We start from the raw sequence: 26,775 nt of genomic DNA on the forward strand, positions 1-26,775 counted from the left end.
GATGTCGTTTCTTAGAAGTTTTTAAGATAATTAAACATATAACTATTTGCCCCAGGATTCTTGTCTCCTAAACTAGCATTAGATACATGATTATAAGATATTCCCAAACTAGAACTTTTTGAAAGCTCGTAAGATAGTTGCACTTCAGATTTAAATTCAAGTACATGACCTAAATCTTTACCGTCACCTTTATGATAAAGTCCAGGTGCAAAACTTGGCGTAAAAGTTAAAGCTCCCATATCTACGTTCCATTCGAATCCAGTATAAACGTACACTGCAGAATTTTCTGTTATAAATCCTCCAGTTATTGGAGAAATATTTCCAATAAAAGTGTTTCTTTCCAAAGTTTCATTTTGATGTTGAAAACCAACTAAGAGTGCTGACTGTTTATCATCACTGAAATCAAAATTTCCTGTAAAAAAATTATATTGATGAGAGCTATTTTCTGCAGCTAAAACTTTAGTGCAAAAAAATATCGTAAAAAAAAATATATTTAATTTTTTTATATTCATAACTCTTATTATCAGATTAATTATGTTTTTTTTTAAGTTTTTTAAAGATTATTGCACCACCTAAAAGGAATATCAATAGAGGCATAAACCAAAGAATATATGTATTTTTATTTAATTTGGGATCATACAATATCCATTCCCCATACTTATTTTTAAAATATTCATAAATTTCAGCATCAGTTAATCCTTCATCAATTTTTCTATCGACTAAAATTTTCAAGCTATTTGCAAATTCAGAGTCAGAATCGTATATCGACTGGCCTTGGCAAACCAAACAACGTAGGTTTTTAGTTATATTATTTCTTTTATCTAATTCACTAGCTTTAAGCGCACTAGATGTATAAAACAAAATAACTATTAAAAAAAATCTTAATATGTTCATTTTATCAATAAATTAATTTCATTAACTAATTCTTGGTTAAGAGGCCCAATATATTTTTTAATAATTTGATTATTATAAATTAAAAATGATTCAGGAACTCCATAAGCTCCCCACTCAATTGCAATTGTACCATCTAAATCAATAAAAATTTCTTTATAAGGGTTTCCTAGCTCTTTTAAAAAATTTTTCGCATTTTTTAAATTATCTTTATAATTCATCCCAATAATATTTAATTTATTCTCTAAATTTAAATTCATCAAAAGAGGATGCTCTTGTCGACATGGTACACACCAAGATGACCAAATATTTAATAAATAAACCTTATCTAACTCAAAGATACTTGATGATTTCACATTTTCTTTAGAAAAAAATTCTTTAGTATTAAACACTGGTATCTCTTTTTTTGTATTAACATCCGGAGTGTATATTTTTGAGTCTTCTAAACCTTTATAAAAAATAAAAAATATTATTCCAAAAATAATAATAACTGAAAAAGGTAATATTTTATTTTTCATGATCTTTTTTGTAAAAAGCTAACAATTCCCCCAAAAGATATTAGAATTACTGACAACCAAATCCATAACATAAATGGTTTAACTTGATATCTAACGTTAAAAAAATCTTGATTTTGAACCAGATTAATTACAATAAATTTGTCTGACATAAGAGTTGTTTTAATATCTGCTTCACTTGTGGCAATTACAGGTTGATTATAAATTCTTAACTCTGGCGAAAGTCTATTTTCTTCACCATTCTGATTACTTATGAAAAAATTTGCAATAATAGCATTATAATTTTGTTCTTTTTTCTTATCAACACTTTCAAATACAATCTTTGTTTTTGAATTTTCAAAAGTTTCACCAACCTTAAGATTTGTTATAATTTCAGTTGCAAATAAATTGTTAAACAAAATACTTAGGATTAGTAAACTAAAACCAAAATGAGCAATATTTTGTGAAATATTTTTATTTTTTTTCGCAAAAAAATCTCTCAGCGTCATAAAGAATAAATAAAGAGCACTCGATATCAAAATTGTATTTATTAAAACATTTTGATTAAAATTTTTTAGAACTAAAAATGCTAATAAAATTGAGATAATCAAAAAAGAAACTAAATATATTTTGTCTTCTAGTTGAGATTTGATCCATTTTAATTTTGGACCAAGCGCCATCATAAGTAAAAATGGAATTAAAAAGGGGATTATCAATTTATGATAAAATGGTGGTCCGACAGATATTTTTTGAGAAGAAACTACATCTAAAAAAATTGGATAAACGGTACCTATTAATACAACTGATAAGAAATACATCATAAACCAGTTATTAATTAATATTGCAGTTTCTTTGCTAAGCCAAAAAAAACTATAAGATTTTCTGTCATTATCTTTATGAAAAAAGAAAAAAATTAAAATAGATAAAAAAATCAAAATGAATAAAAAAACAAGAATAAATAAACCTCTTTCAGGATCATTAGCAAATGTATGGACTGAATTTAATATTCCTGATCTTACTAAAAATGTTCCACACATACTTAATGTAAATGTTGCAATAGAAAGAATTATTACCCATGAAGTTAAAATAGATTTTTTTTCTAATACTAAAATACAATGTAAAAGAATGGTTAATGCAAGCCACGGCATTAAAGAAACATTCTCAACTGGATCCCAAAACCAAAAACCTCCCCAACCCAATTCGTAATAAGCCCAAATCGATCCAAGCAGTATTCCTAAAGTTAAAAATATCCACGAAATTAAGATCCATTTTTTTATATGTGATGCCCAACTAGTAGAAATAATTTTTAAACTTGTTGCTGCCAAAACTGATGAAAAAATAATTGAAGAACCAACATAGCCTAAATACAAAATAGGTGGATGAATTGCTAAAGCTGGATCTTGTAAAATTGGATTTAATCCAAGACCTTCAGCAGGTATTGGAAAAATATAATTAAATGGATTAGATGTTTTTATTAAAAATAAAAAGAAACCAATTATTATTATTTGTTGAAAAACTAGAGTTAAAATTTTGTATTTTACTGGTTGATTTTTGGTTCTTACTAAAAATAAGAAAATAAATAACGTTAAAACAAGTAACCATAATAATAAACTACCTTCATGATTTCCCCAAGTTCCACTGATTTTATAAAATAATGGTTTAGTAGTGTGAGAATTATTAAATACTGTTTCATTACTAAAATCAGAAACAACAAAAGAAAAAATTAAACACAAAAAACTAATAACAACAAAAAATAATTGTAAAAATGTAAATGATAATATTTTAGTATCTAATATGTTTGAGTTATTAAAATTTTTATATGAAAAATAAAATAACGATAATCCAATAATCAATCCTATTATTAATGAATAGTATCCAACAAGACTATAAATCAATTTATTTTTCTCCCAATGCTTCTTTCACTTCCGGTGGCATATAATTTTCATCATGCTTTGCTAAAATTTTTGTTGCAGAGAAAAAGTTTCTATCTTTTAAAAAACCCTCTGCAACAACCCCTTTTCCTTCGGCAAATAAATTTGGTACTGCACCCGAATAAGTAACATTTATTTCATTTTTAAAGTCTGTAATTATAAAGTTAACTTCATTTGAATTTATAGAAATAGAATTTTTTTTAACCATGCCTCCAACTCTTATTTTGCTTTTATCAATTTCAGTAAGTGATTTTATTTCAGAAGGTGATTGAAAATATACAACATTTTCCTCTAATGATTTTAAAATCAAAAATGTTGTTAAAATTAAAGTAATTAAGATTATGATTATAAACAGAAATCTTAATTTAACTTTTCGACCATACATGGTTTGAAAGTTAATTATTTGTTACGTTTGCTAAAATTTCTTTATTTATTCTTTGTAATTTTGCAGAATTAGCTTGCTCAGTAGTAAGAGATCCAAATTTAGCAACAAATTTGTTTTGTTCTTTAACAAATTGCATTTTAGTTACCAAATATAAACCTAAGAAACTTAATAAGGTAAAGCTAAATGCAGATAACACATACGCTGCATATCCATTCATAAAAAGTAATTCATTTATCATAATCTATCTAAGCCTTTATTTTTAATTTTTATCAGTTCTGTATTATATTTCATTAAGAAAATTAACAATGAAAAAAGAGCAAATGCCGCAGTCATTATTAATAATGGGTAAAGCATTGATGAATGAATTGAGCTTTTCGACAAAATATTAATAGATGCAGGTTGATGGAGTGTATTCCACCAATCAACTGAGTACTTTATAATTGGAACATTAATAATTCCTAAAATAGTTATAAAAGTTGAGATCTTGTAGACTTTTTCTTCTTTATCATAAATTCTCCATACAATTAAATACATTGCATAGAACAAAGCTAAAATTAACATTGATGTAATTCTCGCATCCCAAGCCCACCATGTTCCCCAAGTTGGTTTTCCCCAAATTGATCCTGTAACTAAAGCAATAATATTAAAAACAAATCCTGAGGGAGCTAAACTCTTAGAGATTAAAAAAAAATTTTTGTTTCTAAATACAAAACCACAAATAGATAACAAAGTTATAGAAGAAAATATTCCAAGTGAAATCCAAGCAGCAGGAACATGAACATACATAATCCTAACTGCATCACTTTGTTTGTAATCTTCAGGCGATATGACTAATGCTTCAACTAAACCAACACTCAATACAACAATAAACAAAAATAAAACGTGCTTAGGTGCTTTTGACGTGATTTTGAAAATCTTGTTAGGTTCAAAAAGTTTAAACATATTTTAATTTAGAATTTTTTTTGGTGATTTCTATTATGAAATAGTTTTCTGATCAAGAATGCAGAGGGGAGATAATAAGATTTAAATTAACGTTTAACACTCTTGACCAGAAGATACTAAAAATATAGCTAATTTGTATGGCCTAGATTTGAGCTAAATGTGGTTGAATGATGGTTGCCTTAATTAGAAAGCTTAAAATAACTAGATCCTTTTTTCCCTGAAAAAATCTCTTCAATTAAAGGGTGTTTTATTGGTTCATCAGAGTCATCCATCAGCAAGTTTTGCTCAGAAACATAAGCTTCATAAGTTATTTCATCGTTTTCTGCTAATAGATGATAAAATGGTTGATCTTTTCTTGGTCTGACATTTTTTGGAATAGACTGATACCATTCCTCAGTATTATTAAATTCAAAATCAACATCGTAAATCACACCTCTAAATTCAAAGTGTTTATGCTTAACTATGTCTCCAATTGAAAATTTGGCTTTTTGAACTGGCATTGATCTTAGTATGGGTATTTAGAAATAAAAATCAATGCTAAAAATATAAATGTTTTGTGATGTGGCAAATATGTTAATATCTTTTTGGTGAATAAATCTTTTTTAAAATTTGTTACTGATTTCGGTCCTTTAGCAATATTTTTTTTCTTTTATTACAATAGTGGTAAAAATTTATCTGTAGCAATACCTCCACTAATAGTTGCAACTTTAGTTGCATTAGCAGTGGTTTGGTTTTATGAAAAAAAAATTCCTCCAATGCCTTTGTTGAGTGGAATTTTAATTACTTTTTTTGGTGGATTAACTATCTACTTTAATGATCCTATATTTATTTATGTAAAACCCACAATCATCAATATCATGTTTGCTCTTGCATTATTTTTTGGAAAATATTTTACCAATGAACCTATTCTTAAAAAAATTATGGGTAAATCTATTCCTCTAACCAATATTGGATGGGAAATTCTTAATAAACGATGGATGTATTTTTTCTTTGGCCTTGCTTTATTAAATGAATTTATTTGGAGGACACAAACAGAAGAATTTTGGGTTAATTTTAAAGTGTGGGGAATGCTTCCAATAACAATAATATTCACAGGGTTCCAAGTACCATTAATTAATAAACATAAAATTGATGCATAGTAATTTAAAATTAGTAGTAAATAATCCTCATAATAAAATTGAAGAAAAACACTTTTTTGAAAAAGATGAGTTAAAAATTATATTAGACTTATATGCTAAGATGGTTTCTGAAGGGTCTTGGAAAGATTATGGTTTAAGTATATCAAGTAAACAAGTGGGGTTTAGTGTTTTTAGAAATGCTACTGAAAATGCTCTTTATAAAATTTGCAAAAATTTTAAGCCTAAAAATAAAAATCTTAAATATTTGATTACTGATACAACTGGTAAGATATTAAAAAATTCTCACGATCTTAGAATTTTATTAAAAAATACCAATTGGAAGAAACTTCAAAAATAAATTTATCTTCTTTGCCCAAATAATCTTAATAACATTATAAATAAATTGATAAAATCTAGATATAAAGTTAAAGCGCCCATTACAGCTTTCTTACCTATTAATTCACCTGAATCTGAAGCAACATACATATTTTTGATTTTTTGAGTGTCATAAGCTGTTAAACCAACAAATATTAAAACACCTAGAATTGAAATAACAAAATACATCATAGAAGATTTTAAAAAGATATTAACAATTGAAGCTATAATTATTCCAATTAGACCCATCATTAAAAAGGATCCGAACTTTGTAAGATCTCTTTTAGTTGTGTATCCGTAGATACTCATCGCTCCAAATGTTGCAGATGTTATGAAGAAAACTCTAGTCACACTCATTCCAGTGTAAACTAATAATATTGAAGATAAAGATAGGCCCATCAGAGCTGCAAAAACCCAAAAAGTAGTTTGTGCTTTTGATGCACTCATCTTATTAATTCCAAAACTCATGTAAAAAACGATACCTAGAGGAGCTAACATTACAAGCCATTTAAGACCTGATAAATAAATCGCATTTCCCATCTGCGTTAGACCAACGATTGAACCCGCATCATTAGTAACAACAGACATTTTGAATGTTATTAGTGCTACTATTCCAGTAAGCAATATACCTGTTGCCATGTAGTTATAAACTTTTAGCATATAGGCTCTTAAGCCTTCATCAGTTATAACAGCTGTTTTTTGCTCTGCTTTTGATCTATTTAGTATTCCGTTTTTATCAAATTCCATAATATGTAATATATATATTCTTTTACTAATTATTCAAGATACCTTAAAAGATTAACAAAATTTTAACTTAATATTTCAAATGAATTACAAAAATTTAGGTAATACCGATATTAAAGTGAGTACAATTTGTCTCGGTACTATGACGTGGGGAGAGCAAAATACTGAGCTTGAAGCATTTGAACAAATGAATTTTGCTCTAGATCAAGGAGTAAACTTTTGGGACACTGCTGAATTATATGCAGTGCCTCCTAGGAAAGAAACCTACGGTGATACAGAAGAAATTATTGGGAACTGGTTTGAAAAAACTAAAAAAAGAGACAAAGTCGTTCTTGCAACAAAAGTTGCTGGCCCAGCAAGAGATTATTTAAGAAGTGGAGAAAATAGTTTTACAGGTCCAAATTTAGAATCTGCTTTAAATGACAGTCTTAAAAGACTTAAATCCGATTATATAGATTTATATCAACTTCATTGGCCAGAAAGAAATGTAAATAATTTCGGAAGACTTGGTTATGTTCATAAGGAAAATGAATGGAATAAATTTGAAGATGTTCTCACAGAATTAGATAAATATATTGATCAGGGAAAAATAAGGTATGTTGGTTTATCAAATGAAACACCGTGGGGAGTTTTTAATTATCTTCAAATATCTAAAGACAAAAAATTACCAAGGATGATGTCAATTCAAAATCCTTACAGCTTATTAAACAGATCTTACGAAATTGGATTAGCTGAAGTTTCTATAAGAGAAAATATTGGCTGCTTAGCTTACTCTCCACTTGCAAGTGGATATTTAAGTGGAAAATATAGAAACAAAAGTTTTCCTAAAGGATCAAGAATGGAGAGAGATTTTGATTTTTGGACAAGGTATAGAAAGCCGAATACTGAGGATGCTGTTGAGCATTATTACAAAATTAGTGAAAAATTTGATCTAGATATGAGTCAAATGTCTATTAAATTTTGTGAAATCCAAGACTTTATGACTAGTGTAATAATTGGAGCAACTACAATGGAGCAGTTGAAAACAAATATAGAAAGTGTAAATGTAAAGTTATCTGATGATGTCATTAAAGAAATTAACCAAGTACAAACAATTTATCCAAATCCATGTCCATAATTAAAAAAATTACAATATTTTTAGGAATATTTTTTGTAAGTGGTGTTACTCAAATTTCAGCACAAGAAATTAAAAAAATTGGCAAATATAAAGATTGGGAAGCAATGGTTGTTATGGATGCTGATGGCAAAGTATGCTTTGCTCAATCACTGCCTATTTTACAAGCACCCAAAACAAATAAAAGAGATGCAAAATTATTTGTAGCATTCAGACCAAACGACAACATAAAAAATGAGGTAAGTGTTACCCCAGGTTATGAATTCAACAAAAATAATTCAGTAACAGCTGCTTCAGGGAAGAATAAATTTAAATTTGATATTAAAGAACAGGGTTTTGCATGGATTGCAGACAATAAAATCGAATTAAAAATGATCAAACAAATGAGAAAAGGATCTAGAATTATGATCACTGGCTACAATCAACAAGGTTCTCAAACAATTGATCATTACTCATTACTAGGATTTACTAAAGCTTATAACGCTTCAAGAAAAGCTTGCAGTTAATTCGATGAAATCAAAAAAAAAAATTGTTCTAGCTTATTCTGGAGGGCTCGATACCTCTATAATTTTAAAATGGCTTCAAGAAAATTATGATGCAGATGTAATTTGTTACACAGCAGATGTAGGACAAGAAATTGATAGAAAAAAAATTATTACTAATGCAAAAAAATTTGGTGTTAAAAATATAATTATAAAAAATTTAAAAGATATTTTTGTTAAAGATTATGTTTATCCCATGATTAGAGGACATGCGATCTATGAAGGTAATTACTTACTAGGTACATCGATAGCAAGGCCTCTTATTGCAAAAGATCAAATAAGAGTAGCTAAAAAATTTAAGGCCTATGCAGTTTCGCATGGAGCAACTGGTAAAGGTAATGACCAAGTTAGATTTGAATTAGGCTATCATTATTTTGGGCCTAAAATTAAAATCATAGCTCCATGGAGAATTTGGAAACTAAAATCTAGAACAGACTTAATTAATTATGCAAAAAAACATGGCATAGCTATACCGAAAGATAAAAAAGGTGCACCTCCTTTTTCAGTAGATGATAATTTATTTCATACATCAACTGAAGGTAAGGTTTTAGAAAATCCAAAAAACTCTGCACCTGAATTTATTTTTCAGCGAACAGTTTCTCCAGAAAAAGCGCCTAACAAACCATCGTTTGTAACTATCAATTTTAAAAATGGTGATCCTTGTGGAATTAATGGAAAAAAAATGTCTCCAGCTAAATTACTAAAAAAGCTAAATGACATTGCAGGTAAAAATGGAATTGGAAGAGTTGACTTGGTAGAGAATAGATTTTTAGGTATAAAATCTAGAGGAGTATATGAAACACCTGGTGGAACTCTTTTAATTAATGCTCATCGAGCAATTGAATCTGTCACTTTAGATAAAGACACTATGCATAAAAAAGATCAAATAATGTCTAGATATGCTGAATTAATTTACAATGGTTATTGGTATTCAAAAGAAAGATTTAAACTTCAAAAAATTGTAGATTTAAAAAGAAATAAAGTTAATGGCTCAGTTAAACTTAAATTGTATAAAGGAAATATTACAATTCAATCAAGATTAACTAATAGCAGTGCCTATTCAATGAAAAAAGTCTCATTTGAGGAAAACAAATCATTTAATAAATATAACGTCGAAAGATTTATCAATTTTCATAAAAAAAAATTAAAAAATTAGATCAATTTTTTTCAAAAAGAGCATTAAGACCAATTCTTTTAATTATTTTATAATTGAATTTAATTAAATGATTTTTAATCCTTTCATTATTTAAATTTTTTTCGTGGTTATCGACTTCTATACAAATAATCTTTGGTTTTATATTTAATAAATCTATTCCCTTAAGGACCTCATAATCATGTCCCTCAACATCAATATTTAAAAAATCAATTTTTGTAATTTGAATTTCATATTTTTTTACAATCTCAGTAAACGTACTTGTAAAAATATTTTTTTTAGAAAAGGGTTTTGTTTGAAATCTCTTTGAGATTGCTTGAGAAAAATTTTTTTCTATTGTGTTTACAGGACTATATAAATGATCAATATATTGTGTTACTTCTTTGTTTGAACTTGAAATAGCAGCACATATATTTTTATCTTTTTTTCTAAAAATGTTAAATAGGTCAATAGAAGTTTGATTCATATCAATATTAATTCCTTCCCATCCTCGATTGTATAACAAAGCAGTATTACTGTATTTTATTGGATGATAGCAGCCTATATCTAAATAAAATCCATTATCAATTTTTTTAAAATAATCGTTAATAAATAAATCTTCTTGATCCTGAGAATAACTGGCTCTTTTTATGTAAGCTTTATTTCTATAATATAAATTGTAATACAAATAAAATTTATAAAAAATACTATTAGGTGAAATTTTAGTCATTAAATTAAGAAATTTTCTTTAAATATTTAATTAAAATATCTTTTTGAGACAAATTAGCAATTGCTATAAATTCTCTAGTTTATAACTTTAACATATGGATTCGATAAAAAACTGGATGAAAGATGCAGCAAATATTTTATTTGACGATAGCAAGAATGATCTACGCGCACTTCCTAAGACAGTCAGATTACAAATTCTTTTAGTTTTAAGTTTTATTTGGACTACTGTTTTTAGTTTATATGTTTTTTCTTACACAACTTTCGCATTTGGATGGGCTGGACTTTTTTTAGCTCATATTGGTTTAATATTTGCTGTCTATACGACTTTTAAACAATTTCATAGAGCAGAAGAAAAGTCTGCGAGTGTATTTCAAACAAAAAATTTTGATCCGTTTAAAATCATGGTCATAGTTTTTGTAATAGTATTTATATTCGTATTTTCTAAAGGAATTGAGGTTTTGACAAGTCCAAACCCGAACTCTTATTCAATCCCTTATGATGGTCCCTTAAAATCTGCAATTGAAAAATGGTTGCCTTTTAGTAAAGATAAATAATGGATAAGATAGCAAAAAACTTACAGTTAGCATTAATGGTTATTATCTTAATTAGTACTGTTATTGCTGTTGGGATTGAAATGAAAAACATGTTCTTAAATCAATCTGTTACATTAGCAGATTTGCTTTTAATGTTTCTTTATTTGGAGGTACTAGCAATGGTTAGGGTTTTTTGGAACCAACAATCTATTAGTATTACCCTACCACTTCTTATTGCAATTACCGCCCTTGCACGATTTATTATTCTACAAGGTAAAGAAATGGATCCTACTGCTCTTGTTTATGAAGCAGTAGCTATTTTGTTAATAGCTGGAGCAATTGTTGTTTTAAGATTAAGACATAGTGACAAATTGGGTCTTAAAAGAAAAAAATCAAAATAATTTTAAATGATATTTGAAGCTTCAAGGGCTAAGGCCTTAAATAAATTAAATAATTTTGTTGAGAATAATCTTGGAGAATATTCAAAATTAAGAAATTTTGATTTTGGACCTGAAAAAAGATACAATATATCTTGCTTATCGCCTTACATTACTCATGGAATAATAAATGAACAAGAAGTCATTCAGAAAACTCTAAGTAAATTTTCTTTTTCAAAAAACGAAAAGTTTATTCAAGAAGTTCTATGGCGAACTTATTGGAAAGGTTGGTTAGAACTTAGGCCGAATGTTTGGGCTGATTATCTTATCGAATTAAATCAAGTCAAAAATGAATTTAAAGATAATAAAGATTATATCTCAGCAATCGAAGGAAAAACAAAAGTAGATTGCTTTAATGAATGGGTAAACGAGCTAAAAGAAAATAATTATTTACATAATCATACGAGAATGTGGTTTGCTAGTATATGGATTTTTACTCTAGAATTACCTTGGCAATTGGGTGCGGAATTTTTTATGCAACATCTTTATGATGGGGATGCAGCATCAAATACTCTTGGATGGCGATGGGTGGCTGGAGTTCAAACTCAGGGCAAACACTACCTTGCAAGTGAATGGAATATTAAAAAATTCACGAACAATAGATTTCAAAATATAAAATTAAATGAAAATGCTCCTCCAAAAGTATCTGAAAAATCTTATCAAATAATTAAAAAGGATTTCAAAAACCCACAAAATATTGAGAATAAGAATCTATTAATTTTTGAAAATAATCTCTCGTTTGAAATCACTGACTTTAAAGAAAAAAACTTTAAGAAAATTTACTTAGTTTCTAATAAAAATGAAAATAGAGCAATAAAACTCAGTGAAAAATTAGTGAAATTTAAATCTCATTTAATAGAAGACCAAGAACAAAGATTAAAAAATCAATCTATTGATTGTCAAATTATAGATATAAGTGAATTAACAAATATTGAAAATTATTACGGTTTGTATCCAACAGTAGGTGAAAATTTAGATTTTTTAAATTCTAATAATTTAAAGATAGATTTTTTATATAGAAAACTTGATCAATTGGCTTGGCAATACTGTAACAAAGGTTTTTTTAATTTTAAAAATTATATTCCCAAAATAGTTTCAAGTTTTAATTAAAACCAACGAACCATCCCAATAATTCCAGCGGTTGCATAAAAAAATTGCAAAAATAAAATTCCTTTATGACCACCTCTATAAGCCCAAATTCCAATTAGAATGGCTGACAATAACAGTAGACAAAAGCCGAAAAATTCTATGCCTATATTTAAAGCAACAAACAAAGAATACAATATTGCAGTTATAACCCCTGCCCATTCAAAAATTTTATTATTCATAAAAGTTTTTTATAATTTTCATAAAGGATCGTAGAGTAATTATTCATATCTTTCATGTTATCTTTTGCAGATTGATCAAACTTTTCTAATGCACCATTACCAAGCTGATCTTCCAAAGCTTTTTTGTATTCCGGAACACACCCCCACTCATTGACCGTGGTATCTTTAATTTCTATATGAAATTGAATACCATAAGCATGGTTTTGATATTTAAAAATTTGATATTTAGTAATTGGGGAGGAGGCTAATAAAGTTATATCTTTATTATTTTCAATACCTTGAACCTCATAAGAATGCCATTGTAAACTTTTAATTGTATTAGGAAATTTTGAAAATAATTTATCTTCATCTTTTTCATTAGAGAAATTAATATCCATAATCCCTATTTCTGCTGGTTTAGATTTAACCACTTTTCCACCAACTACTTCTCCTAAAAGCTGACAACCTAAACAAAAACCTAAATAAGGTTTCTTTAGATTAACAACAAATTCTTTAATTGCTTTTTTTTCTTCCATTAACCAAGGATATTCTTTTTCCATATAGGTATCCATTGGACCCCCCATACAAAACATTCCATCAAATTTACTTAAATCGTCTGGTATCCTTTCACCTTCATCTAACTCGATGGTAATTAAGTTAAATCCATCAGCTAACATTAAATCTTTAATGTATCCTGGATCTTCTATCTTAATATGCTGTAATACTATTATGTTCACTAATTCAACCTTAACTCAAAACACTTTACTGAACAAATTAAATAAATTTATCTAGCTAGTTTGATTAGTGAATGTCTTAAATATACTCACCGTAATAAAATAAATATTTGATACAACCCATAAGAACATTAGAAAAATTTCATAAACAGGGTTTATATCTGAATCCTTTATTATAATTAATAAAACTGAAATCATGAACCAAACAATTGTAAAAAAAATTGATAAATATTTTAGTTTTTTTACTCTTAAAGGATGAATGCATTTTAATGGAGAAAATTTAAGTAATATTAATAAAATTAAAAATAATAAATTAAAATTCTGGCTTGTTTCAAAAATGTAAAAATATAGAACAATAACATTCCAGATTGCGGGGAAACCATTGTAGTAATTATCATTTGTTAAAATGTTCAAATTTACATAAGAGTAAATAGATATAAAAATCAAGATTACAGGAATTAACACAACAAACTGATCTGGCACATAGTTAAACCAGTAAATCATTATAGAGGGTATTATAACATAATTAAAAAAATCAATTATGCTATCTAACATTTTACCATCAATATTAGGTAAATTTTTTTTTACATCAAATTTTCTTGCTAACGTTCCATCAATACTATCAATTAAAAATGCAAGTCCAAGCCAAAGAAAAGCATCTTTTTGATTATTATTCAAAACAGAAATTAAAGAAAAAAAACCTGCTACAATCCCAAAACCAGTTAATAAATGCACAAGAGTGCCCAAAAATCTATCTTGTTTAAATGAAATGTGTCTTTTAAAATTTTTTTCTTTACTCACTTGTTCTTAACTACCTAGCTAGCTTAATAAAAATATCACCCATTCCTGTTTTTAAACTATCTAATGGAGTACTATTTCGTAGTTCACAAAATCTTCCAGTTACTTGATGACTCTTTACAAAATCTAACTCTTCTTTTTTACAGCTTCTTCCCTCATGTAATAAACCTATTACTATTCGACCATTTAGATTATAAACTTGATCATTATTGATTTTTTCTCCATCACAAAAGTAATCTTTATTTACTCTGTCAGGAAAATCTTTTTTTTTACAAGGATTCTTGATTGTGAACACATAAAATTCATTCAAACCATCCGAAAATTTGTGTTTCATTTTTTCAACTTCGGAATATTTCATTATATCACAAGAACAAGGTATACAGCACTTATAATAATCACCACAAATTTTCTTCTCTGTTTTGCTCTCCTTAACAAATATAAAATCTGGTTCACCATTAGGATCAATTAATGATCCAGAAACTGCACAATATAATTTATTATATTCTTTAAAATCTTTATAAGTAATTTCTTTATCAATGATATATTTAAAAAACTTTGGCCCAGCTGCATTTCTATTTTGATCTGGAAATATTCTAGACCAATCAGTAATTAACTCTTTATGATAATTTTTTTCTTCTGCGAGTGACTCAAGTTGAAAAATTATAAAAAAAAATAAGATGAGTTTGAATAAATTTTTTTTCATTTTTGTTTTACAATGATAGCTTGATTTAACGAATTTATATTTATTAAATTTTTAGTACCATCGGTCCATTTGACTTCTACTTTAAAATCTTTTTCATTTTTTCTAATTCCATAATGTGCCACAGGCTCCATTTGACACAAATATCCTGATCCGGCATCAATAGTTTTTGCGTGTTTTCTTTGATTAGTAATTAATGTAACAGTTGCACCTCTTGCTGGAGCACCAAATTTGTTAATGGGTTTAATTCTTAAATATTTTCTCTGGTTATCAACTTTTGCTTTATATAGGGTTAATGGTTGTTCTTTACTTTCTCCACGGGATACGAGTAATTCTAAAATACCATCATCATCAATGTCAGCAACCGCAGCACCTGTTCCAAACCCATCTGTCTCAAGGCCTGTTTCCAGTATTATTTCTTCAAAGACTCCATTCTTTTTTATTCTAAATAACTTGTTAGGCTCGGCTATGTTGTTCATAAAGACTTCATCATAACCATCATTATCGAAATCAGCAGATATAATAGTTCGAATTCTAGAAGGTTTATCAAACTTACTACTACCTATGTCTTTAAATTGATTATTTTGTAAAACGTAAGCTCTGTGATAACCCTGCCAGTTTCCGCTTATTATATCTAACCTTCCACGATAAAGTATATCAGATAGTGCAGTTCCTCTTCCATTCTGAATTACATCATCTACTCGATAGTCAAACGCTACGTCTTCAAAAACCCCATTATTATTTTTTAAAAGAAAGTTTGCACCTCTCTCATTTGCTGCAAAAATGTCTGATCTTTCACTTAAAATATGTCCTGAAACAACTGCCCTCCCACCAGTGACCTTATCTAAATTCAAATTAATTGATTTATCTTTAATCTTTTTATCCTCAATTTCATAAAATCTTGTTGGTCCTCCATAATTTGAAACATATAGACCATAGGCACCATTACCTTTTCTGTCCACACAAGCGACAGACCTACCTGCTGTTAAATTTAAATCCTCTTTATTTTTTTCAATTTCGAACATGTCTAAAAACTTATTTCCATCCAAATCTATGAGTCTGTCAGAATATTTTTTTGTGCCACTATAAGTATCTGTATTCAGAAAATATATTTCTTCATATCCGTCTTTATCAACATCACATGCTGCAACTCCAATGGTTTTTCTAAATTCGTCAGAAAATACATTTTGATTAGCAATATTAATTAATTTTCCATTATCATGTGTTAAAGCCAAATTTGGATAGCCAAATCCTGTGACTATGAATTCATATTTTCCATTTTGATCAATATCTGCAACTGAAACTCCGTAGCTAAGCCTTTTAGGGTTATCTAAAATTTTATAAGTTATATCCTCAAAAAAATCAGCATTAACAATATTTGGTATCATTAAAATTAATAAAATTATTATTTTTTTTAAATTCATATTTAGATTTTTTTATTAGAACACCTTTTTGAACAATATTTGACTTTATCCCAACTCAACTTCCATTTCTTTCTCCATTTAAAAGGTCTTTTACAAACTAAACAAATTTTGGACGGTAGATTTTCTTTTTTCACTGTAAGGTATTTTGTTTAATAAATTTATCGGCTTCTGATAAAATTAATTTTTTTCTCTCAGATTTCATTTTGTCAAAAATCCTCACCATCATCGACAAACGAGGATTTTTTAAAAAAAATTTTCTATTTCGATCGATGAACCTCCAGTACAAACCATCCATGGTGTTACACCAATCACCTTTCTTAAAGTCCATCATTTTCATAAAATATGCAGATCCACAAATATAAGGTTTAGTTGCAAAAATTCCTCCGTCACTAAATAATCCCATTCCATAAACATTAGGAACCATTACCCAATCTGAGGAGTCTACAAACATTTCCATGAACCACTTGTAAACAATTGTTGGCTTAATTTCACAAAGGTTCATAATGTTTGATAAAATCATTAACCTTTCAATGTGATGGGACCAACCATGATTAACGGCATTTTTAATTGCATAATCCAAAGGTGGAAGACCAGTGGTTCCATCGTACCAAGAATTTTTCATTTTTCTATTTTGTTTGAAAAAATTTCCAGTTTCCATTTCTTGAGAGTATGACTGATAAATTCCTCGCATAAATTCTCGCCAACCAATCACTTGACGAATGTAGCCCTCTAAAGAATTCATTCTAATTTTATTTTTCTTGTGAAAGTCTAAAACTTTTTGGACAACAAATTCAGGGGTTATTAAACCTAAATTTATGTAAGGACTTAATGCACTATGGAACAAGATATTATCTTTTTGATCAACTGCATCCTCATAATCACCAAAAAGATTAGATTTTTCTTTTATAAAAAAATTCAATAGTTTAACTACATCTTCATATTCCGTTGCAAACCAAAAATTATTTGTACTCCCTGGGTGATTTTTAAATTCCTTTTCAATAATAGGCTTTAATTTTTTTGTGTGACTGGTTTCATTTATTTTTGGAAATTTAGGAATTGAAATATTTTTAGGTAATTTATTTCTATTATCTTCATCAAAGCTCCATTTACCTCCAACTGGATTACCATCAGAACCCATCAATATTCCAGATTTTTTTCTAACATCCTTATAGAAAGTTGCCATAAAAGGTTTTTTAGATTTTGATAAATATTTTTTAAATTCAACTCTTGAATTTAAAAACATGGGGGTTTGAATAACATTCCAGTGTATTTTTTCTTTTTTTAAAAATTGTGAAATTTTTTTTTCAAAAAATTTATCCTCTACTTCAAAACTAGAAATTTCTTTTACTTTTTTTTCTGTAATTTTTTTTTTTAATTTTTTTAAATAATCTTCATTAAATTCTTTATCTTCGATTTTAAAGTAATCTAATTTAAATTTGTTTTTTCTTAATCCATCTGCATAAGAACGCATAGAAGATAAAAATAATAAAATTTTTTGTTTATGATGCTTTTCATATGTGCATAAACCCTTATCTTCAGCCATAAAAAATAGGTGGTCTTTTTTGAAGCGGTCTAGGTATTTTGTTGGAAATAATTGATTACCAAGTATAAAAAATAACTTCATAGTTAAATATAACTAATAAAATTTTTTATGTCAGAAAAATATGTAGTTTTTGGTGCGACAGGTTCTATTGGATCAAGTTTAGCGGAGCAATTAAAAAACTCTGGAAACAATATTCATTTAGTTGGAAGAAATGAAAGTGAACTTAGTTCTGTCGCTGAAAAACTTGGATGCACACATACCGTTGCAGATGTTTTGGAGGATGGGTTTATAGAAAAAGTTAAATCAGATATTTCTGAAATTAAAGGCCTAGCGTATTGTGTGGGTTCAATTGATTTGAAACCATTAAGAATGGTAAATGAACAAGACTTTCAGAAATGTATGAAACTTAATCTTTATTCTGCTGTAGAAGCTATTAAAGGATATCAGGAAAGTTTAAAAAAAAATAAAGGTTCAATAGTATTATTTTCAACTGTTGCTGCTCAAAGAGGTTTTACCAATCATGCAATCATAGCTTCAGCAAAAGCTGCTGTTGAAGGATTGACGGTTTCTCTTGCAGCAGAATTCGCTCCGAACATAAGAGTGAATTGTGTGGCACCAAGTTTAACAAAATCTAAAATAGCAGAACCAATGTTAAAAAATACTGCTATAGCTGAAGGTATTGCAAAAGCACATCCTCTTAAAAGGTTAGGTGAAGGTAAAGACTCTGCTGCTCTTGCTAAATTCTTACTAACAGAAGATAGTTCTTGGATTACAGGCCAAATAATTGCTGTAGATGGTGGTAGATCTAAACTTTCATAAAGTGATCAAATATTTTTTTTCTATATTTTTCTTTTTTTTATTTTCATCAAAAAGTTTTTCTGAAAATTTTACTTTTAAAAAATTAGTTGATTTAAACGAGCCGTGGGGATCGTCTTTTATAAATAATGAAGAGCTTATTATCACTGAAAAAACTGGAAAAATAAAAATAGCAAATATTATTTCTGAAGAAGTTTATGAAGTTGAACATAACTTAAATTATTTTGTTCACGGACAGGGAGGTTTATTAGATGTTATTTACCATAATAATCACTTATGGATTTCTTATTCAGAAAATAGAGGGAATTGGAAAACTAGTACATCAATTGCAAAAGGTAAATTAAATAGAAAAAATTTAGATTTTGAAAATATATTTCAAGCTGAACCACCTATAGAATCTGGTTATCATTTCGGTTCAAGATTAGCTATAAAAGATAATTATCTTTTTGCGTCTACTGGAGAAAGAGGTGGAGGCATGATTGCTCAAGATCCAACAAACCATCCTGGAAGTATTATCAGAATTCACTTAGATGGTAGTATTCCAACAGATAACCCTAAATTCGAGGGTAAATCAGATTGGTTACCAGAAATTTATCAAATCGGTGTTCGAAATCCTCAAGGTCTAACTCATTCCTATTTTGATGGAAAAATTTATGCTAGCAACCATGGTGCAAAAGGTGGTGATTGGTTTGGTGAAATAAAAAAAGGAGAAAATTATGGTTGGAAAATTTTAGGTTGGGGCGGAACAAATTATTCAGGGTCAAAGATTGGACCTAAATGGAAACCAGGTTTTACCAAAGCAATCCAATATTGGGTACCTTCAATAGCTGCAAGTGCCATAACTATTTATAATGGAAAAGAATTTAATGAATGGAATGGCGAAGCGCTCATTACTTCTTTAAAAGATAAATCAATGAGAAAATTAAACTTTCAAAATTTATCTAACATTCAAGAAACAATTGTTTTTAAAGATAAAATTGGGAGAATAAGAGACATACAAGTTCACCCAGTTAATGGAAAAATATATTTTCTTGCGGGAAATAGCTTATGGTTAATGGAGAAAAAAAAATAATATGAAAGAAAGACCTTATCATCATCTGCCTGATGGTACTTTCAGGAATCCAAAAGGATCTCCGGTAATAATATCTAGGTCAGGAAAATTTTCTTATAGAACTTTCAGTAAATTGAGAAAAAAAGTTGATTTAACTTATCCAAAAGAACATGTGATTGAAAAACAAAAAGTATTAGCTGATTTAGAAAAATATAAAGACAATGATTATATTGCTTGGATAGGTCACGCGACATATCTTATAAAATTAGGTGCAACTATAATTATAACAGATCCTGTATTTTCAAAGAATGCTGGACCACTAATCTTTGGTCCAAAAAGATTTACTGATCCTGCAATAAAATTAAATGAGATACCTAAAACGGATATATTTTTACTAACTCATAATCATTACGATCATCAGGACATGTCAACAATTAGAAATTTTCCTTTTAAAAGTGCAAAAGTATTAGCACCACTAAATCTTGGTAAATATTTTAAAGGATATAAAGATGTAAATGAAATGGATTGGTATGATCAAATAATTATAAATGAAGATTTGAAAATTTCTTTACTTCCTGCAGTTCATTGGTCAAAGAGAAGTTTAACAGACACTAATAAAACTTTGTGGGGTAATTTTTTAATAGAATATAAAAATAAAAAAATTTTATTTGCATGTGACACTGGATATGGGAAAGTCTACAAAGAACTAGGTGAAAAATATGGTCCTATAGATCTGACAATGATTAATATTGGGGCTTATAATTTCAAACCAATGTTTGATAAAACTATTTATCATACTACACCAGAAGAAGCCCTGAATGTTGCACAAGACCTAAAAAGTAAAAAAGTATTAGGGATGCATTGGGGAACATTTGTTTTGTCATTGGAGCCAATTATGGAACCCCCAATTAGATTTAAAAATAGTGCTGAAAAATATGGTTTTAATAAAGAAAATGCAATTATTTTTAAAATTGGAGAAGTTAGTCCTCTAGATAAATTATTATAAAGTTAAATACTCAATTGCAAAAAATATAGTCCCTATAGATGCAATAGTAGATACAAAAATTGCTTTTATTATATTTTCGGGACTTACATTATAAGCGGCACATAAAACTATAGAAGTAACTCCACAAGGTGCAACACTCACAAAGAAAGCACCTGGTATTTCAGCAGGCAATCCTATATTAAAAAACACTAATCCAATTAACATTAAAATAATTGGGGAAATGACTAATTTTAAAACTGAAATAGAAACAGATAATTTGTTAATTACATTTTTAGTATAAAATGAAAGAGTTATGCCAATTGCAAACAATCCAACTGGTGAAACACATGCTGCAAGTTTATACAAAGTGTATTCAATCGGTGTTTGATCAATATTAAAATTTAATAATAAAAATAATAGACCTATAATTATTGAAAGAATAAATGGGTTTAAAAATAAATTTTTAATAAAATTAAATAAATTTACATTTTTTTTTGTAGATAATTCGAGAAAAAAAGCAATTACAGATAATAAAATTATTCCATCCATTAATATGATACTTGCAACTTGTGTAATTACATCTTGTTGAAAATATATTTCTGTTATTGGCAAAAGCAAAGTCACATGGTTTGATAATGCAACTGTTAAAGCCCAAATAATTGACTCTGGGATTGATCTTTTAAAATATTTTGAAGTAATTAAGTAAGCGATAATTCCACATATCGATTGCATGATTAAATAAGAGAAAATTTGTTTGAAATCTACTTGTCCAATTTCATTTTGTGCTATTAGTTTAATTATCAATGCCGGAACTGCAATATAGAACAAAAAAAGATTTAAAATTTTAGCATGACTAAGGTCTAAAACTTTTAACTTACCAAATACAAACCCTAAAAAAGTAATAAATATAAATGGAGTTAGTCCTAAAAAAATTGTGAACATAAATTATTTGATTGTTATTCTATGCATTATTCTATTTCCCTTAAAGGGTGTTGCCTGATGAAGCATAGATCTATTATCCCATATAGCCAATTGATTTTTTTCCCAAGGCAATGAAAATTGAAACTTCTTCTTTATTTGATGATTAAATAAAAATTTTTTGAACTTTTCTTGATTTTTTATTTTTGCACTAAAACCAACAAAATGTCCTGGGCTACAATAAATTGAATAATTTGTACTGACTTTTCTAATTATTTTATGTGAAGATCTAAGTTCTTTAATATTTTTTCCCTTTTCTTTTACTCTTTCTTTTGTTGTAACCGAAATCGGACCCTCAGAGGAATATTTACCTTTAATATTTTTAAATTTTTTTTTTATTGAATTTGGTAATTCTTTGTAAGCAAGATATTGAGAACAAAATTCTGTATTGGCCTTTCCTTTTTTTGGCACAAGTTTTGAAAGCAACATTGTAAATCTTGGTGGCTTGTTTGTATAAATGGAGTCTGTATGGAATTGTTCACCAAAACTTGGGCCTTTATCTGTTGATTTTCTTTGCACTACTGTAATTTGAGGAAATTTTTTATTTAAACCTTTTAGTCTTGGATAGTTGGCTAAATTTCCAAAATATTTTGCAAACTTAATATAAAGTTTAGAAGTTAATTTCTGTTCCTTAAAATATAACATTCCATATTTATTCAGTGCTTTTTTGATTTTTGAAATATCTTTATTTGAAATATCTTTTAAGTTTACAATTATTTCTGCTCCAATATTTTTTTTATTTGGAATTATTTTAAACATTTTTGAGAAAAAATTTTTTTAAGTGATTTATAGTTTGTTTAGGACTTTCCTCTGGAATGAAATGATCTGAATTAATTTCTGCACCATAAATTTTTTTATTTGTATATTTTTGCCAAATTTTAATTGAATTAAATTGCTTTCCAACTACTCCTTTTTTTCCCCACAAAACTTGGATAGGAATATTTAATTTTTTATTTCTATCTTTTTTATCGTGCTCTAAGTCTATAGTCGCCGCAGCTCTATAATCTTCACATGTTGCATGAATTCTTTTACTTTGTTTAAAGGCTCTAAAATATTCATCTTCAACTCTTCCGATCGCACGTTTAGATGACCTGTTAAACCGACTATGTAACCATCTTTTAGGGTCTGCCATTATCATTTTCTCTGGTAAAGGTGCGGGCTGTATTAAATAAAACCAATGAAAATATCCTTTTGCAAATTTCATATCTGTATGCTCATACATATCTAGAGTTGGACAAATATCTAATACACTTAATGCCATAATTTTATTTCTATAATCTCTTGCCATTCTGTGTGCAACTCGCCCACCTCTATCATGTCCTGCAACAAAAAATTTTTTAAAATTTAATTTACTCATCAATTGTACCATATCTTTAGCCATTTCTCTTTTAGAATAATTTTTATGATTAATTCCACCAGGCAAAACCAAACTGTCCCCGTATCCTCTAAGATCAGCAACTATTACTGTGAAATATTTACTAAGTTCAGGGGCAGTCTTGTGCCACATTACATGTGATTGTGGATATCCGTGAAGTAGTAATAAAGGAGGACCATTACCTTTAAATCTACAAAATATTTTACCCTTGTTTACCTTAACAAATTTTTTTTTGAAACCATTAAACATGATTAAACTATTTAATTATTTAATAGTTTATTTTTCGCCTTTTCAAATTCCTCTTGAGAAATAATTCCTTTTTCTTTTAAATCATTCAATTTAGTAAGTTCATCACTTAAATTGCTGCTTTGTTCATCAGAAGTCTCGCTTGTATCCCTACCCTCACTTTCAGCTTCCTCTTTCTCAGCTCTATTAGCTTCCTTAGACTTAAAACCATTCATAATTGCCATTCCACCTAAGTATAAAACATAAGCCATAATAGGAATAACCAATCCAAAAAAAATTATTTTTTCCATAATTTAATCTTCATCTTCTTCACGCCAATTTTTTTCATACATTAAATATGCAGCGTATATTACTGATACAGTACCTACAATCATACCATAATCAAAACCAGTTTGCTTGTCATGCAAATACCAACCTAGCTGAGTTGCACCAATAGGTGGAACTGTAAGAAGCAAAAAAATTATTCCAAATCTATAGGGTCTTTTAGGTTTTCTCATAATACTAACTTATCAATATTATCTTGAAGATTAAGATTTAGATTTAAAGATGTGACTAAATACACCTGACCAGACTAGTTCATAACTAAAATTACTCAAATATTTGTATATCTCGCTATTTTTTATATCCTTTTCATGAATCTCTACACAAATTAATTCTGGTTTAAATTTTTCAATATTAAATCCTTTTAGTACTTTTAAATCAGCACCCTCAACATCTATGTCCAGTAAGTCTAATTTTTTATCAGTAAAATTTATTTTTTCCAAAAGAGCATCTAATGTTAAAGATTGAATTTTAGATTTTTTAATATTGCCTTGAAAAGCTATTTTGGCTTGCTGCTTTTCAATTGTACTAATTTGACTTAACTCTTTTTGATAGAACATTTCAGTCACTTCGTTTTTATTTGAAATTGCACAATTTAAGTTAACATCATCTGGTCTTAAATAATTAAATAAATCAATACTAAACCGATGAATATCTATATTAATACCTGACCATCCTTTTTTATGTAAAAGATAAGTATTGTTTCTATGTATTGGGTGATAACAACCTACATCTATATAAAAACCATTATTTTTTTTTCTAAAATATTCAACTATAAAAATATCTTCACCATCCATTGAATAAGATTTTTTTTTAATAAAGTGTTTATGTTTTAAATAAATATTATGAAATATATGAATTTTTTTTTTAAGATTGCTTAACATTAAATAATGTCAAATATTATAATTGTGATCTTTTAAAACAGTCGATCGTATTTTTAAGCAAACAAGCAATTGTCATTGGACCTACACCTCCTGGAACTGGTGTAAGTGCTTTTGCATTTTTTGAAACTTCATCAAAATGAACGTCACCAACTATGCCTTTGTCAGTTTTATTTATACCAACATCAATAACAATAGCATTTTTCTTAACCCAATCTCCCCTAACAAGCTCGGGTATACCTACAGCCGCAACAATTATATCTGCCTCTAAACATTCAGCTTTTAAATCTTTAGTTTTTGAATGAGTTATAGTTACGGTACAATTTTCTTTTAAAAGAAGTTGTGTCATTGGTTTACCATTTAAATTTGATCTACCCACAACCACAGCTTTTTTACCACTTAAATTAGGTTCAATTTTTTTTATCAACAAATAACATCCAAGCGGAGTACAAGGTATCGAACTTTCATAACCAGATGAAAGATTGCCTACATTCATTGGATGAAATCCATCTACGTCTTTTGAGGGATCAATAGCTTCTATAACCTTCTGCTTATCAATATGCTTAGGTAAAGGAAGTTGAACTAAAATTCCTGAAACAGTTTCATCACTATTTAGCTCTTGAATTTTTTCTAGAACAGTCTTTTCTTCAACTGAGTCTGAATATTTAATAACTTCAGATTTTAATCCTACCTCATTTGCTGACTTCTCTTTATTTCTTACATAAATCTGACTAGGTGTTAAATCACCAATAAGTATAACTGTTAAACCTGGTACCTTGTTATGTTTTGATTTTAACTCTGCAACTTCTTCCTTTAACTCTGCTCTTAATTCTGCAGCTGCTTTTTTTCCATCAATTAAAATCATATTTCTCTTTTAAAAAATCATTGGTGCAATGTACAGCTTCATACACATTTCGATAAACCAAATCAATAAAAGAAGAATGATTGGAGAAATATCTAGTGAACCTAAATTTGGCAAAAAACGTCTAATTTTATTCAGGAAAGGCTCGGTTAATTTGTAACTCAACTCTAAAATTGCATACACAAACCTATTTTGAGTATTAAGAACGTTAAAAGCTATTAACCAACTTACAATAACATTGGCGATTACAACATAAGAATACAATTTTAAAATTTGTAAAACTAAATAAAAAATAGCTATCATTTTTTCTCAACGTAGATCGACTGACTTGGGAAAGCAAATGAAGCACCATTTTTTTCTACAATTTGTTTAATCGCAATTGCTAATCTTTCTTTTACATCAAGCCAATTATTCCAACTTCCTGTTTTTGTAAAGCATCTTACATACATGTCTATGGAACTATCAGAAAATTTATCAACTCTTACCGCAACACCAATTGAAGTGTTATAATCTTCGCTTGAATTAATATGACTTTCGATTTCATCTCTAATTTTTTTTAACTGATCTACGGTAGTGTCATATTGAAGTGTAATAATCCAACTAATTAACCAATTTGAAGTTTCACTTACATTTACAACTGCGTTTTCGGCAAATTGAAAATTTGGGATAATAGCAAGAGATTTGTCAAACTTTCTAATCGTTGTTGATCTAAATCCAATCTTTTCTACTACACCTTCAATAATACCCTCAACAGCTATCCAGTCTCCAATTTTAAATCTCTTTTCAACTAAAACTAAAATTCCTGATATTAAATTTTTAAATAAATCTTGTGCTCCTAATGCTACAGCAACACCAAACAATCCAAGACCTGCAATGATTGGACCTATTTTAATTCCCCACAATTCTAAAACTGCTGCTAAACCTAAAATAAAAATTAAAATTTTTAGCGATTTAATTATCCAGCCAATAAGTTCTCTTGTTAACAATTTGTCTAAACCACTTAGTATGTATGAAATTGGTTCTATGATTTGATGAATTACCCAAAAAATTAAAATAGTGATCAAAGTTCTATTAATTGTATCTACCACTTCTCTTCCTTCTAGTGAGAAAGTCATGTAGTAGCTTGCAATAAAAAATCCTAATACAATTGGTAAAAATCTTGCTGGACCTACAAGTGATTGAACAAAAGTATCATCTAATTTATTCGTTGTTCTTTTCGAGATAATTTCTAATTTTTTAATAACTAATTTACTTATTAGACCTCTAAAAATTAAGAATAGTAAAAATATTCCAATACCAATTAAGATTTGAAAGATATCAACACCAAGAATTCCTTTATTCCATACTGATAAAAATATTTCCGAAAAATTATTAATTAATTCCATTT

37 protein-coding genes are annotated in these 26,775 nt (G+C 28.0%); 11 read left to right on the top strand and 26 right to left on the bottom strand.

What is annotated here, in order from left to right:
* Positions 1-11: 11 nt before the first annotated feature.
* The 8 genes from ACTT9R_RS02255 to hspQ all read right to left on the bottom strand — a co-directional run bounded on the left by ACTT9R_RS02255 (position 12) and on the right by hspQ (position 5,143).
* Complete coding sequence (locus ACTT9R_RS02255; RefSeq protein WP_440926447.1) at positions 12-512, bottom strand: acyloxyacyl hydrolase; 501 nt, start codon at positions 510-512, stop codon at positions 12-14.
* A gap of 16 nt (positions 513-528) precedes the next feature.
* Complete coding sequence (locus ACTT9R_RS02260; protein WP_440926448.1) at positions 529-894, bottom strand: cytochrome c-type biogenesis protein; 366 nt, start codon at positions 892-894, stop codon at positions 529-531.
* Positions 891-1,409, bottom strand: coding sequence for a DsbE family thiol:disulfide interchange protein (locus tag ACTT9R_RS02265; RefSeq protein ID WP_440926449.1), 519 nt, complete (start codon positions 1,407-1,409; stop codon positions 891-893). The genes ACTT9R_RS02260 and ACTT9R_RS02265 overlap by 4 nt, the downstream gene beginning before the upstream one ends.
* Complete coding sequence (locus tag ACTT9R_RS02270; RefSeq protein ID WP_440926450.1) at positions 1,406-3,280, bottom strand: heme lyase CcmF/NrfE family subunit; 1,875 nt, start codon at positions 3,278-3,280, stop codon at positions 1,406-1,408. The genes ACTT9R_RS02265 and ACTT9R_RS02270 overlap by 4 nt, the downstream gene beginning before the upstream one ends.
* Before the next feature lies 1 nt (position 3,281).
* On the bottom strand, positions 3,282-3,701 hold the full coding sequence (gene ccmE / locus ACTT9R_RS02275; RefSeq protein WP_440926451.1) for a cytochrome c maturation protein CcmE: 420 nt from the start codon (positions 3,699-3,701) through the stop codon (positions 3,282-3,284).
* Between the two features lie 10 nt (positions 3,702-3,711).
* Entirely contained in the window at positions 3,712-3,939 is a 228-nt protein-coding gene (locus ACTT9R_RS02280) for a heme exporter protein CcmD (RefSeq protein ID WP_440926452.1), read from the bottom strand.
* Positions 3,936-4,643 (bottom strand): heme ABC transporter permease CcmC, encoded by a 708-nt coding sequence (gene ccmC, locus ACTT9R_RS02285; protein WP_440926453.1) that lies wholly within the window; start codon positions 4,641-4,643, stop codon positions 3,936-3,938. Before ccmC ends, ACTT9R_RS02280 begins: the two co-directional genes overlap by 4 nt.
* A 179-nt stretch (positions 4,644-4,822) precedes the next feature.
* Complete coding sequence (hspQ, locus tag ACTT9R_RS02290) at positions 4,823-5,143, bottom strand: heat shock protein HspQ (RefSeq protein ID WP_440926454.1); 321 nt, start codon at positions 5,141-5,143, stop codon at positions 4,823-4,825.
* Positions 5,144-5,230: 87 nt separating this feature from the next.
* Here hspQ and ACTT9R_RS02295 point away from each other — a divergent pair, with 87 nt between their 5' ends.
* Positions 5,231-5,782 (top strand): septation protein A, encoded by a 552-nt coding sequence (locus ACTT9R_RS02295; RefSeq protein WP_440926455.1) that lies wholly within the window; start codon positions 5,231-5,233, stop codon positions 5,780-5,782.
* Entirely contained in the window at positions 5,775-6,119 is a 345-nt protein-coding gene (locus ACTT9R_RS02300; protein WP_440926456.1) for a DUF2794 domain-containing protein, read from the top strand. The genes ACTT9R_RS02295 and ACTT9R_RS02300 overlap by 8 nt, the downstream gene beginning before the upstream one ends.
* 2 nt (positions 6,120-6,121) lie before the next feature.
* Here ACTT9R_RS02300 and ACTT9R_RS02305 read toward each other — a convergent pair whose 3' ends face one another.
* Positions 6,122-6,883: a Bax inhibitor-1/YccA family protein gene (locus ACTT9R_RS02305; RefSeq protein ID WP_440926457.1), complete on the bottom strand. Its 762-nt coding sequence runs from the start codon at positions 6,881-6,883 to the stop codon at positions 6,122-6,124.
* Between the two features lie 79 nt (positions 6,884-6,962).
* On the opposite strand from ACTT9R_RS02305, the gene ACTT9R_RS02310 reads away from it, so the two are divergent.
* Genes ACTT9R_RS02310 through ACTT9R_RS02320 form a run of 3 tightly spaced genes read left to right on the top strand, consistent with a single transcriptional unit; the run spans position 6,963 to position 9,692 of the window.
* Positions 6,963-7,997, top strand: a complete 1,035-nt coding sequence (locus tag ACTT9R_RS02310) for an aldo/keto reductase (RefSeq protein ID WP_440926458.1) — start codon at positions 6,963-6,965, stop codon at positions 7,995-7,997.
* Positions 7,988-8,500 (top strand): invasion associated locus B family protein, encoded by a 513-nt coding sequence (locus tag ACTT9R_RS02315; protein ID WP_440926459.1) that lies wholly within the window; start codon positions 7,988-7,990, stop codon positions 8,498-8,500. Before ACTT9R_RS02310 ends, ACTT9R_RS02315 begins: the two co-directional genes overlap by 10 nt.
* A gap of 4 nt (positions 8,501-8,504) precedes the next feature.
* A complete protein-coding gene (locus tag ACTT9R_RS02320) occupies positions 8,505-9,692 on the top strand; it encodes an argininosuccinate synthase (RefSeq protein ID WP_440926460.1) in 1,188 nt (395 codons plus the stop codon).
* A gap of 1 nt (position 9,693) precedes the next feature.
* Here ACTT9R_RS02320 and ACTT9R_RS02325 read toward each other — a convergent pair whose 3' ends face one another.
* A complete protein-coding gene (locus tag ACTT9R_RS02325; RefSeq protein ID WP_440926461.1) occupies positions 9,694-10,398 on the bottom strand; it encodes an FkbM family methyltransferase in 705 nt (234 codons plus the stop codon).
* Between the two features lie 94 nt (positions 10,399-10,492).
* On the opposite strand from ACTT9R_RS02325, the gene ACTT9R_RS02330 reads away from it, so the two are divergent.
* From ACTT9R_RS02330 to ACTT9R_RS02340, 3 genes are read left to right on the top strand one after another with little or no spacing between them, the layout of a single operon-like run.
* On the top strand, positions 10,493-10,951 hold the full coding sequence (locus tag ACTT9R_RS02330) for a hypothetical protein (protein WP_440926462.1): 459 nt from the start codon (positions 10,493-10,495) through the stop codon (positions 10,949-10,951).
* The gene (locus ACTT9R_RS02335) at positions 10,951-11,331 is read left to right on the top strand and encodes a phosphate-starvation-inducible protein PsiE (RefSeq protein ID WP_440926463.1); all 381 of its coding nucleotides are present in this window, start codon (positions 10,951-10,953) and stop codon (positions 11,329-11,331) included. Before ACTT9R_RS02330 ends, ACTT9R_RS02335 begins: the two co-directional genes overlap by 1 nt.
* A 6-nt stretch (positions 11,332-11,337) precedes the next feature.
* Positions 11,338-12,477: an FAD-binding domain-containing protein gene (locus tag ACTT9R_RS02340; RefSeq protein ID WP_440926464.1), complete on the top strand. Its 1,140-nt coding sequence runs from the start codon at positions 11,338-11,340 to the stop codon at positions 12,475-12,477.
* Here the strand turns inward: ACTT9R_RS02340 and ACTT9R_RS02345 are convergent.
* Genes ACTT9R_RS02345 through ACTT9R_RS02375 form a run of 7 tightly spaced genes read right to left on the bottom strand, consistent with a single transcriptional unit; the run spans position 12,474 to position 17,954 of the window.
* A complete protein-coding gene (locus ACTT9R_RS02345; RefSeq protein WP_440908485.1) occupies positions 12,474-12,695 on the bottom strand; it encodes a hypothetical protein in 222 nt (73 codons plus the stop codon). The genes ACTT9R_RS02340 and ACTT9R_RS02345 overlap by 4 nt on opposite strands.
* Positions 12,692-13,411, bottom strand: a complete 720-nt coding sequence (locus ACTT9R_RS02350; RefSeq protein ID WP_440926465.1) for a type 1 glutamine amidotransferase — start codon at positions 13,409-13,411, stop codon at positions 12,692-12,694. The genes ACTT9R_RS02345 and ACTT9R_RS02350 overlap by 4 nt, the downstream gene beginning before the upstream one ends.
* Before the next feature lie 51 nt (positions 13,412-13,462).
* On the bottom strand, positions 13,463-14,209 hold the full coding sequence (locus tag ACTT9R_RS02355; protein WP_440926466.1) for a CDP-alcohol phosphatidyltransferase family protein: 747 nt from the start codon (positions 14,207-14,209) through the stop codon (positions 13,463-13,465).
* Between the two features lie 10 nt (positions 14,210-14,219).
* A complete protein-coding gene (locus ACTT9R_RS02360) occupies positions 14,220-14,909 on the bottom strand; it encodes a hypothetical protein (protein WP_440926467.1) in 690 nt (229 codons plus the stop codon).
* Positions 14,906-16,330, bottom strand: coding sequence for a CRTAC1 family protein (locus ACTT9R_RS02365; RefSeq protein WP_440926468.1), 1,425 nt, complete (start codon positions 16,328-16,330; stop codon positions 14,906-14,908). The genes ACTT9R_RS02360 and ACTT9R_RS02365 overlap by 4 nt, the downstream gene beginning before the upstream one ends.
* Before the next feature lie 2 nt (positions 16,331-16,332).
* The gene (locus tag ACTT9R_RS02370) at positions 16,333-16,464 is read right to left on the bottom strand and encodes a DUF2256 domain-containing protein (RefSeq protein WP_440926469.1); all 132 of its coding nucleotides are present in this window, start codon (positions 16,462-16,464) and stop codon (positions 16,333-16,335) included.
* Positions 16,461-17,954 carry a cryptochrome/photolyase family protein gene (locus ACTT9R_RS02375; protein WP_440926470.1) on the bottom strand — a complete coding sequence of 498 codons (1,494 nt, stop codon included), beginning with the start codon at positions 17,952-17,954 and terminating at the stop codon, positions 16,461-16,463. Before ACTT9R_RS02375 ends, ACTT9R_RS02370 begins: the two co-directional genes overlap by 4 nt.
* Before the next feature lie 27 nt (positions 17,955-17,981).
* On the opposite strand from ACTT9R_RS02375, the gene ACTT9R_RS02380 reads away from it, so the two are divergent.
* Genes ACTT9R_RS02380 through ACTT9R_RS02390 form a run of 3 tightly spaced genes read left to right on the top strand, consistent with a single transcriptional unit; the run spans position 17,982 to position 20,746 of the window.
* Complete coding sequence (locus ACTT9R_RS02380; protein WP_440926471.1) at positions 17,982-18,692, top strand: SDR family NAD(P)-dependent oxidoreductase; 711 nt, start codon at positions 17,982-17,984, stop codon at positions 18,690-18,692.
* Positions 18,667-19,761, top strand: a complete 1,095-nt coding sequence (locus ACTT9R_RS02385) for a PQQ-dependent sugar dehydrogenase (protein ID WP_440926472.1) — start codon at positions 18,667-18,669, stop codon at positions 19,759-19,761. The genes ACTT9R_RS02380 and ACTT9R_RS02385 overlap by 26 nt, the downstream gene beginning before the upstream one ends.
* 1 nt (position 19,762) lies before the next feature.
* A complete protein-coding gene (locus tag ACTT9R_RS02390; RefSeq protein ID WP_440926473.1) occupies positions 19,763-20,746 on the top strand; it encodes an MBL fold metallo-hydrolase in 984 nt (327 codons plus the stop codon).
* On the opposite strand, the gene ACTT9R_RS02395 is transcribed toward ACTT9R_RS02390, so the two are convergent.
* The 9 genes from ACTT9R_RS02395 to ACTT9R_RS02435 are packed head-to-tail and all read right to left on the bottom strand — an operon-like array spanning position 20,741 to position 26,773.
* On the bottom strand, positions 20,741-21,667 hold the full coding sequence (locus tag ACTT9R_RS02395) for an AEC family transporter (protein ID WP_440926474.1): 927 nt from the start codon (positions 21,665-21,667) through the stop codon (positions 20,741-20,743). The genes ACTT9R_RS02390 and ACTT9R_RS02395 overlap by 6 nt on opposite strands.
* A 3-nt stretch (positions 21,668-21,670) precedes the next feature.
* On the bottom strand, positions 21,671-22,462 hold the full coding sequence (locus tag ACTT9R_RS02400) for a TauD/TfdA dioxygenase family protein (protein WP_440926475.1): 792 nt from the start codon (positions 22,460-22,462) through the stop codon (positions 21,671-21,673).
* Positions 22,455-23,327 (bottom strand): alpha/beta hydrolase, encoded by an 873-nt coding sequence (locus ACTT9R_RS02405; protein ID WP_440926476.1) that lies wholly within the window; start codon positions 23,325-23,327, stop codon positions 22,455-22,457. The genes ACTT9R_RS02400 and ACTT9R_RS02405 overlap by 8 nt, the downstream gene beginning before the upstream one ends.
* Positions 23,328-23,338: 11 nt before the next feature.
* Complete coding sequence (locus tag ACTT9R_RS02410) at positions 23,339-23,614, bottom strand: SHOCT domain-containing protein (RefSeq protein ID WP_440926477.1); 276 nt, start codon at positions 23,612-23,614, stop codon at positions 23,339-23,341.
* A gap of 3 nt (positions 23,615-23,617) precedes the next feature.
* Entirely contained in the window at positions 23,618-23,821 is a 204-nt protein-coding gene (locus tag ACTT9R_RS02415; RefSeq protein ID WP_440926478.1) for a hypothetical protein, read from the bottom strand.
* Positions 23,822-23,851: 30 nt separating this feature from the next.
* Positions 23,852-24,529, bottom strand: coding sequence for an FkbM family methyltransferase (locus ACTT9R_RS02420; protein ID WP_440926479.1), 678 nt, complete (start codon positions 24,527-24,529; stop codon positions 23,852-23,854).
* A 16-nt stretch (positions 24,530-24,545) separates the two neighbouring features.
* Entirely contained in the window at positions 24,546-25,391 is an 846-nt protein-coding gene (locus ACTT9R_RS02425) for a bifunctional 5,10-methylenetetrahydrofolate dehydrogenase/5,10-methenyltetrahydrofolate cyclohydrolase (protein ID WP_440926480.1), read from the bottom strand.
* Positions 25,392-25,400: 9 nt separating this feature from the next.
* The gene (locus ACTT9R_RS02430; protein WP_023854572.1) at positions 25,401-25,691 is read right to left on the bottom strand and encodes a YggT family protein; all 291 of its coding nucleotides are present in this window, start codon (positions 25,689-25,691) and stop codon (positions 25,401-25,403) included.
* A complete protein-coding gene (locus ACTT9R_RS02435) occupies positions 25,688-26,773 on the bottom strand; it encodes a mechanosensitive ion channel family protein (protein WP_440926481.1) in 1,086 nt (361 codons plus the stop codon). Before ACTT9R_RS02435 ends, ACTT9R_RS02430 begins: the two co-directional genes overlap by 4 nt.
* Positions 26,774-26,775 lie beyond the last annotated feature (2 nt).

The organism is Candidatus Pelagibacter sp. (assembly GCF_052049835.1).
GTDB lineage: Bacteria > Pseudomonadota > Alphaproteobacteria > Pelagibacterales > Pelagibacteraceae > Pelagibacter.

Coding starts and splice junctions, on each gene's coding strand:
- ACTT9R_RS02315 (WP_440926459.1), top strand. CDS start 7,988: ATGTCCATAATTAAAAAAATTACAATATTTTTAGGAATATTTTTTGTA.
- ACTT9R_RS02430 (WP_023854572.1), bottom strand. CDS start 25,691: ATGATAGCTATTTTTTATTTAGTTTTACAAATTTTAAAATTGTATTCT.
- ACTT9R_RS02400 (WP_440926475.1), bottom strand. CDS start 22,462: ATGTTTAAAATAATTCCAAATAAAAAAAATATTGGAGCAGAAATAATT.
- ACTT9R_RS02300 (WP_440926456.1), top strand. CDS start 5,775: ATGCATAGTAATTTAAAATTAGTAGTAAATAATCCTCATAATAAAATT.
- ACTT9R_RS02395 (WP_440926474.1), bottom strand. CDS start 21,667: ATGTTCACAATTTTTTTAGGACTAACTCCATTTATATTTATTACTTTT.
- ACTT9R_RS02330 (WP_440926462.1), top strand. CDS start 10,493: ATGGATTCGATAAAAAACTGGATGAAAGATGCAGCAAATATTTTATTT.
- ACTT9R_RS02420 (WP_440926479.1), bottom strand. CDS start 24,529: ATGTTAAGCAATCTTAAAAAAAAAATTCATATATTTCATAATATTTAT.
- ACTT9R_RS02340 (WP_440926464.1), top strand. CDS start 11,338: ATGATATTTGAAGCTTCAAGGGCTAAGGCCTTAAATAAATTAAATAAT.
- ACTT9R_RS02325 (WP_440926461.1), bottom strand. CDS start 10,398: ATGACTAAAATTTCACCTAATAGTATTTTTTATAAATTTTATTTGTAT.
- ACTT9R_RS02360 (WP_440926467.1), bottom strand. CDS start 14,909: ATGAAAAAAAATTTATTCAAACTCATCTTATTTTTTTTTATAATTTTT.
- ACTT9R_RS02335 (WP_440926463.1), top strand. CDS start 10,951: ATGGATAAGATAGCAAAAAACTTACAGTTAGCATTAATGGTTATTATC.
- ACTT9R_RS02320 (WP_440926460.1), top strand. CDS start 8,505: ATGAAATCAAAAAAAAAAATTGTTCTAGCTTATTCTGGAGGGCTCGAT.
- ccmE (WP_440926451.1), bottom strand. CDS start 3,701: ATGTATGGTCGAAAAGTTAAATTAAGATTTCTGTTTATAATCATAATC.
- ccmC (WP_440926453.1), bottom strand. CDS start 4,643: ATGTTTAAACTTTTTGAACCTAACAAGATTTTCAAAATCACGTCAAAA.
- ACTT9R_RS02410 (WP_440926477.1), bottom strand. CDS start 23,614: ATGGAAAAAATAATTTTTTTTGGATTGGTTATTCCTATTATGGCTTAT.
- ACTT9R_RS02345 (WP_440908485.1), bottom strand. CDS start 12,695: ATGAATAATAAAATTTTTGAATGGGCAGGGGTTATAACTGCAATATTG.
- ACTT9R_RS02385 (WP_440926472.1), top strand. CDS start 18,667: ATGGTGGTAGATCTAAACTTTCATAAAGTGATCAAATATTTTTTTTCT.
- ACTT9R_RS02280 (WP_440926452.1), bottom strand. CDS start 3,939: ATGATAAATGAATTACTTTTTATGAATGGATATGCAGCGTATGTGTTA.
- ACTT9R_RS02375 (WP_440926470.1), bottom strand. CDS start 17,954: ATGAAGTTATTTTTTATACTTGGTAATCAATTATTTCCAACAAAATAC.
- ACTT9R_RS02305 (WP_440926457.1), bottom strand. CDS start 6,883: ATGGAATTTGATAAAAACGGAATACTAAATAGATCAAAAGCAGAGCAA.
- ACTT9R_RS02255 (WP_440926447.1), bottom strand. CDS start 512: ATGAATATAAAAAAATTAAATATATTTTTTTTTACGATATTTTTTTGC.
- ACTT9R_RS02380 (WP_440926471.1), top strand. CDS start 17,982: ATGTCAGAAAAATATGTAGTTTTTGGTGCGACAGGTTCTATTGGATCA.
- ACTT9R_RS02260 (WP_440926448.1), bottom strand. CDS start 894: ATGAACATATTAAGATTTTTTTTAATAGTTATTTTGTTTTATACATCT.
- ACTT9R_RS02365 (WP_440926468.1), bottom strand. CDS start 16,330: ATGAATTTAAAAAAAATAATAATTTTATTAATTTTAATGATACCAAAT.
- ACTT9R_RS02265 (WP_440926449.1), bottom strand. CDS start 1,409: ATGAAAAATAAAATATTACCTTTTTCAGTTATTATTATTTTTGGAATA.
- hspQ (WP_440926454.1), bottom strand. CDS start 5,143: ATGCCAGTTCAAAAAGCCAAATTTTCAATTGGAGACATAGTTAAGCAT.
- ACTT9R_RS02390 (WP_440926473.1), top strand. CDS start 19,763: ATGAAAGAAAGACCTTATCATCATCTGCCTGATGGTACTTTCAGGAAT.
- ACTT9R_RS02425 (WP_440926480.1), bottom strand. CDS start 25,391: ATGATTTTAATTGATGGAAAAAAAGCAGCTGCAGAATTAAGAGCAGAG.
- ACTT9R_RS02405 (WP_440926476.1), bottom strand. CDS start 23,327: ATGTTTAATGGTTTCAAAAAAAAATTTGTTAAGGTAAACAAGGGTAAA.
- ACTT9R_RS02415 (WP_440926478.1), bottom strand. CDS start 23,821: ATGAGAAAACCTAAAAGACCCTATAGATTTGGAATAATTTTTTTGCTT.
- ACTT9R_RS02310 (WP_440926458.1), top strand. CDS start 6,963: ATGAATTACAAAAATTTAGGTAATACCGATATTAAAGTGAGTACAATT.
- ACTT9R_RS02435 (WP_440926481.1), bottom strand. CDS start 26,773: ATGGAATTAATTAATAATTTTTCGGAAATATTTTTATCAGTATGGAAT.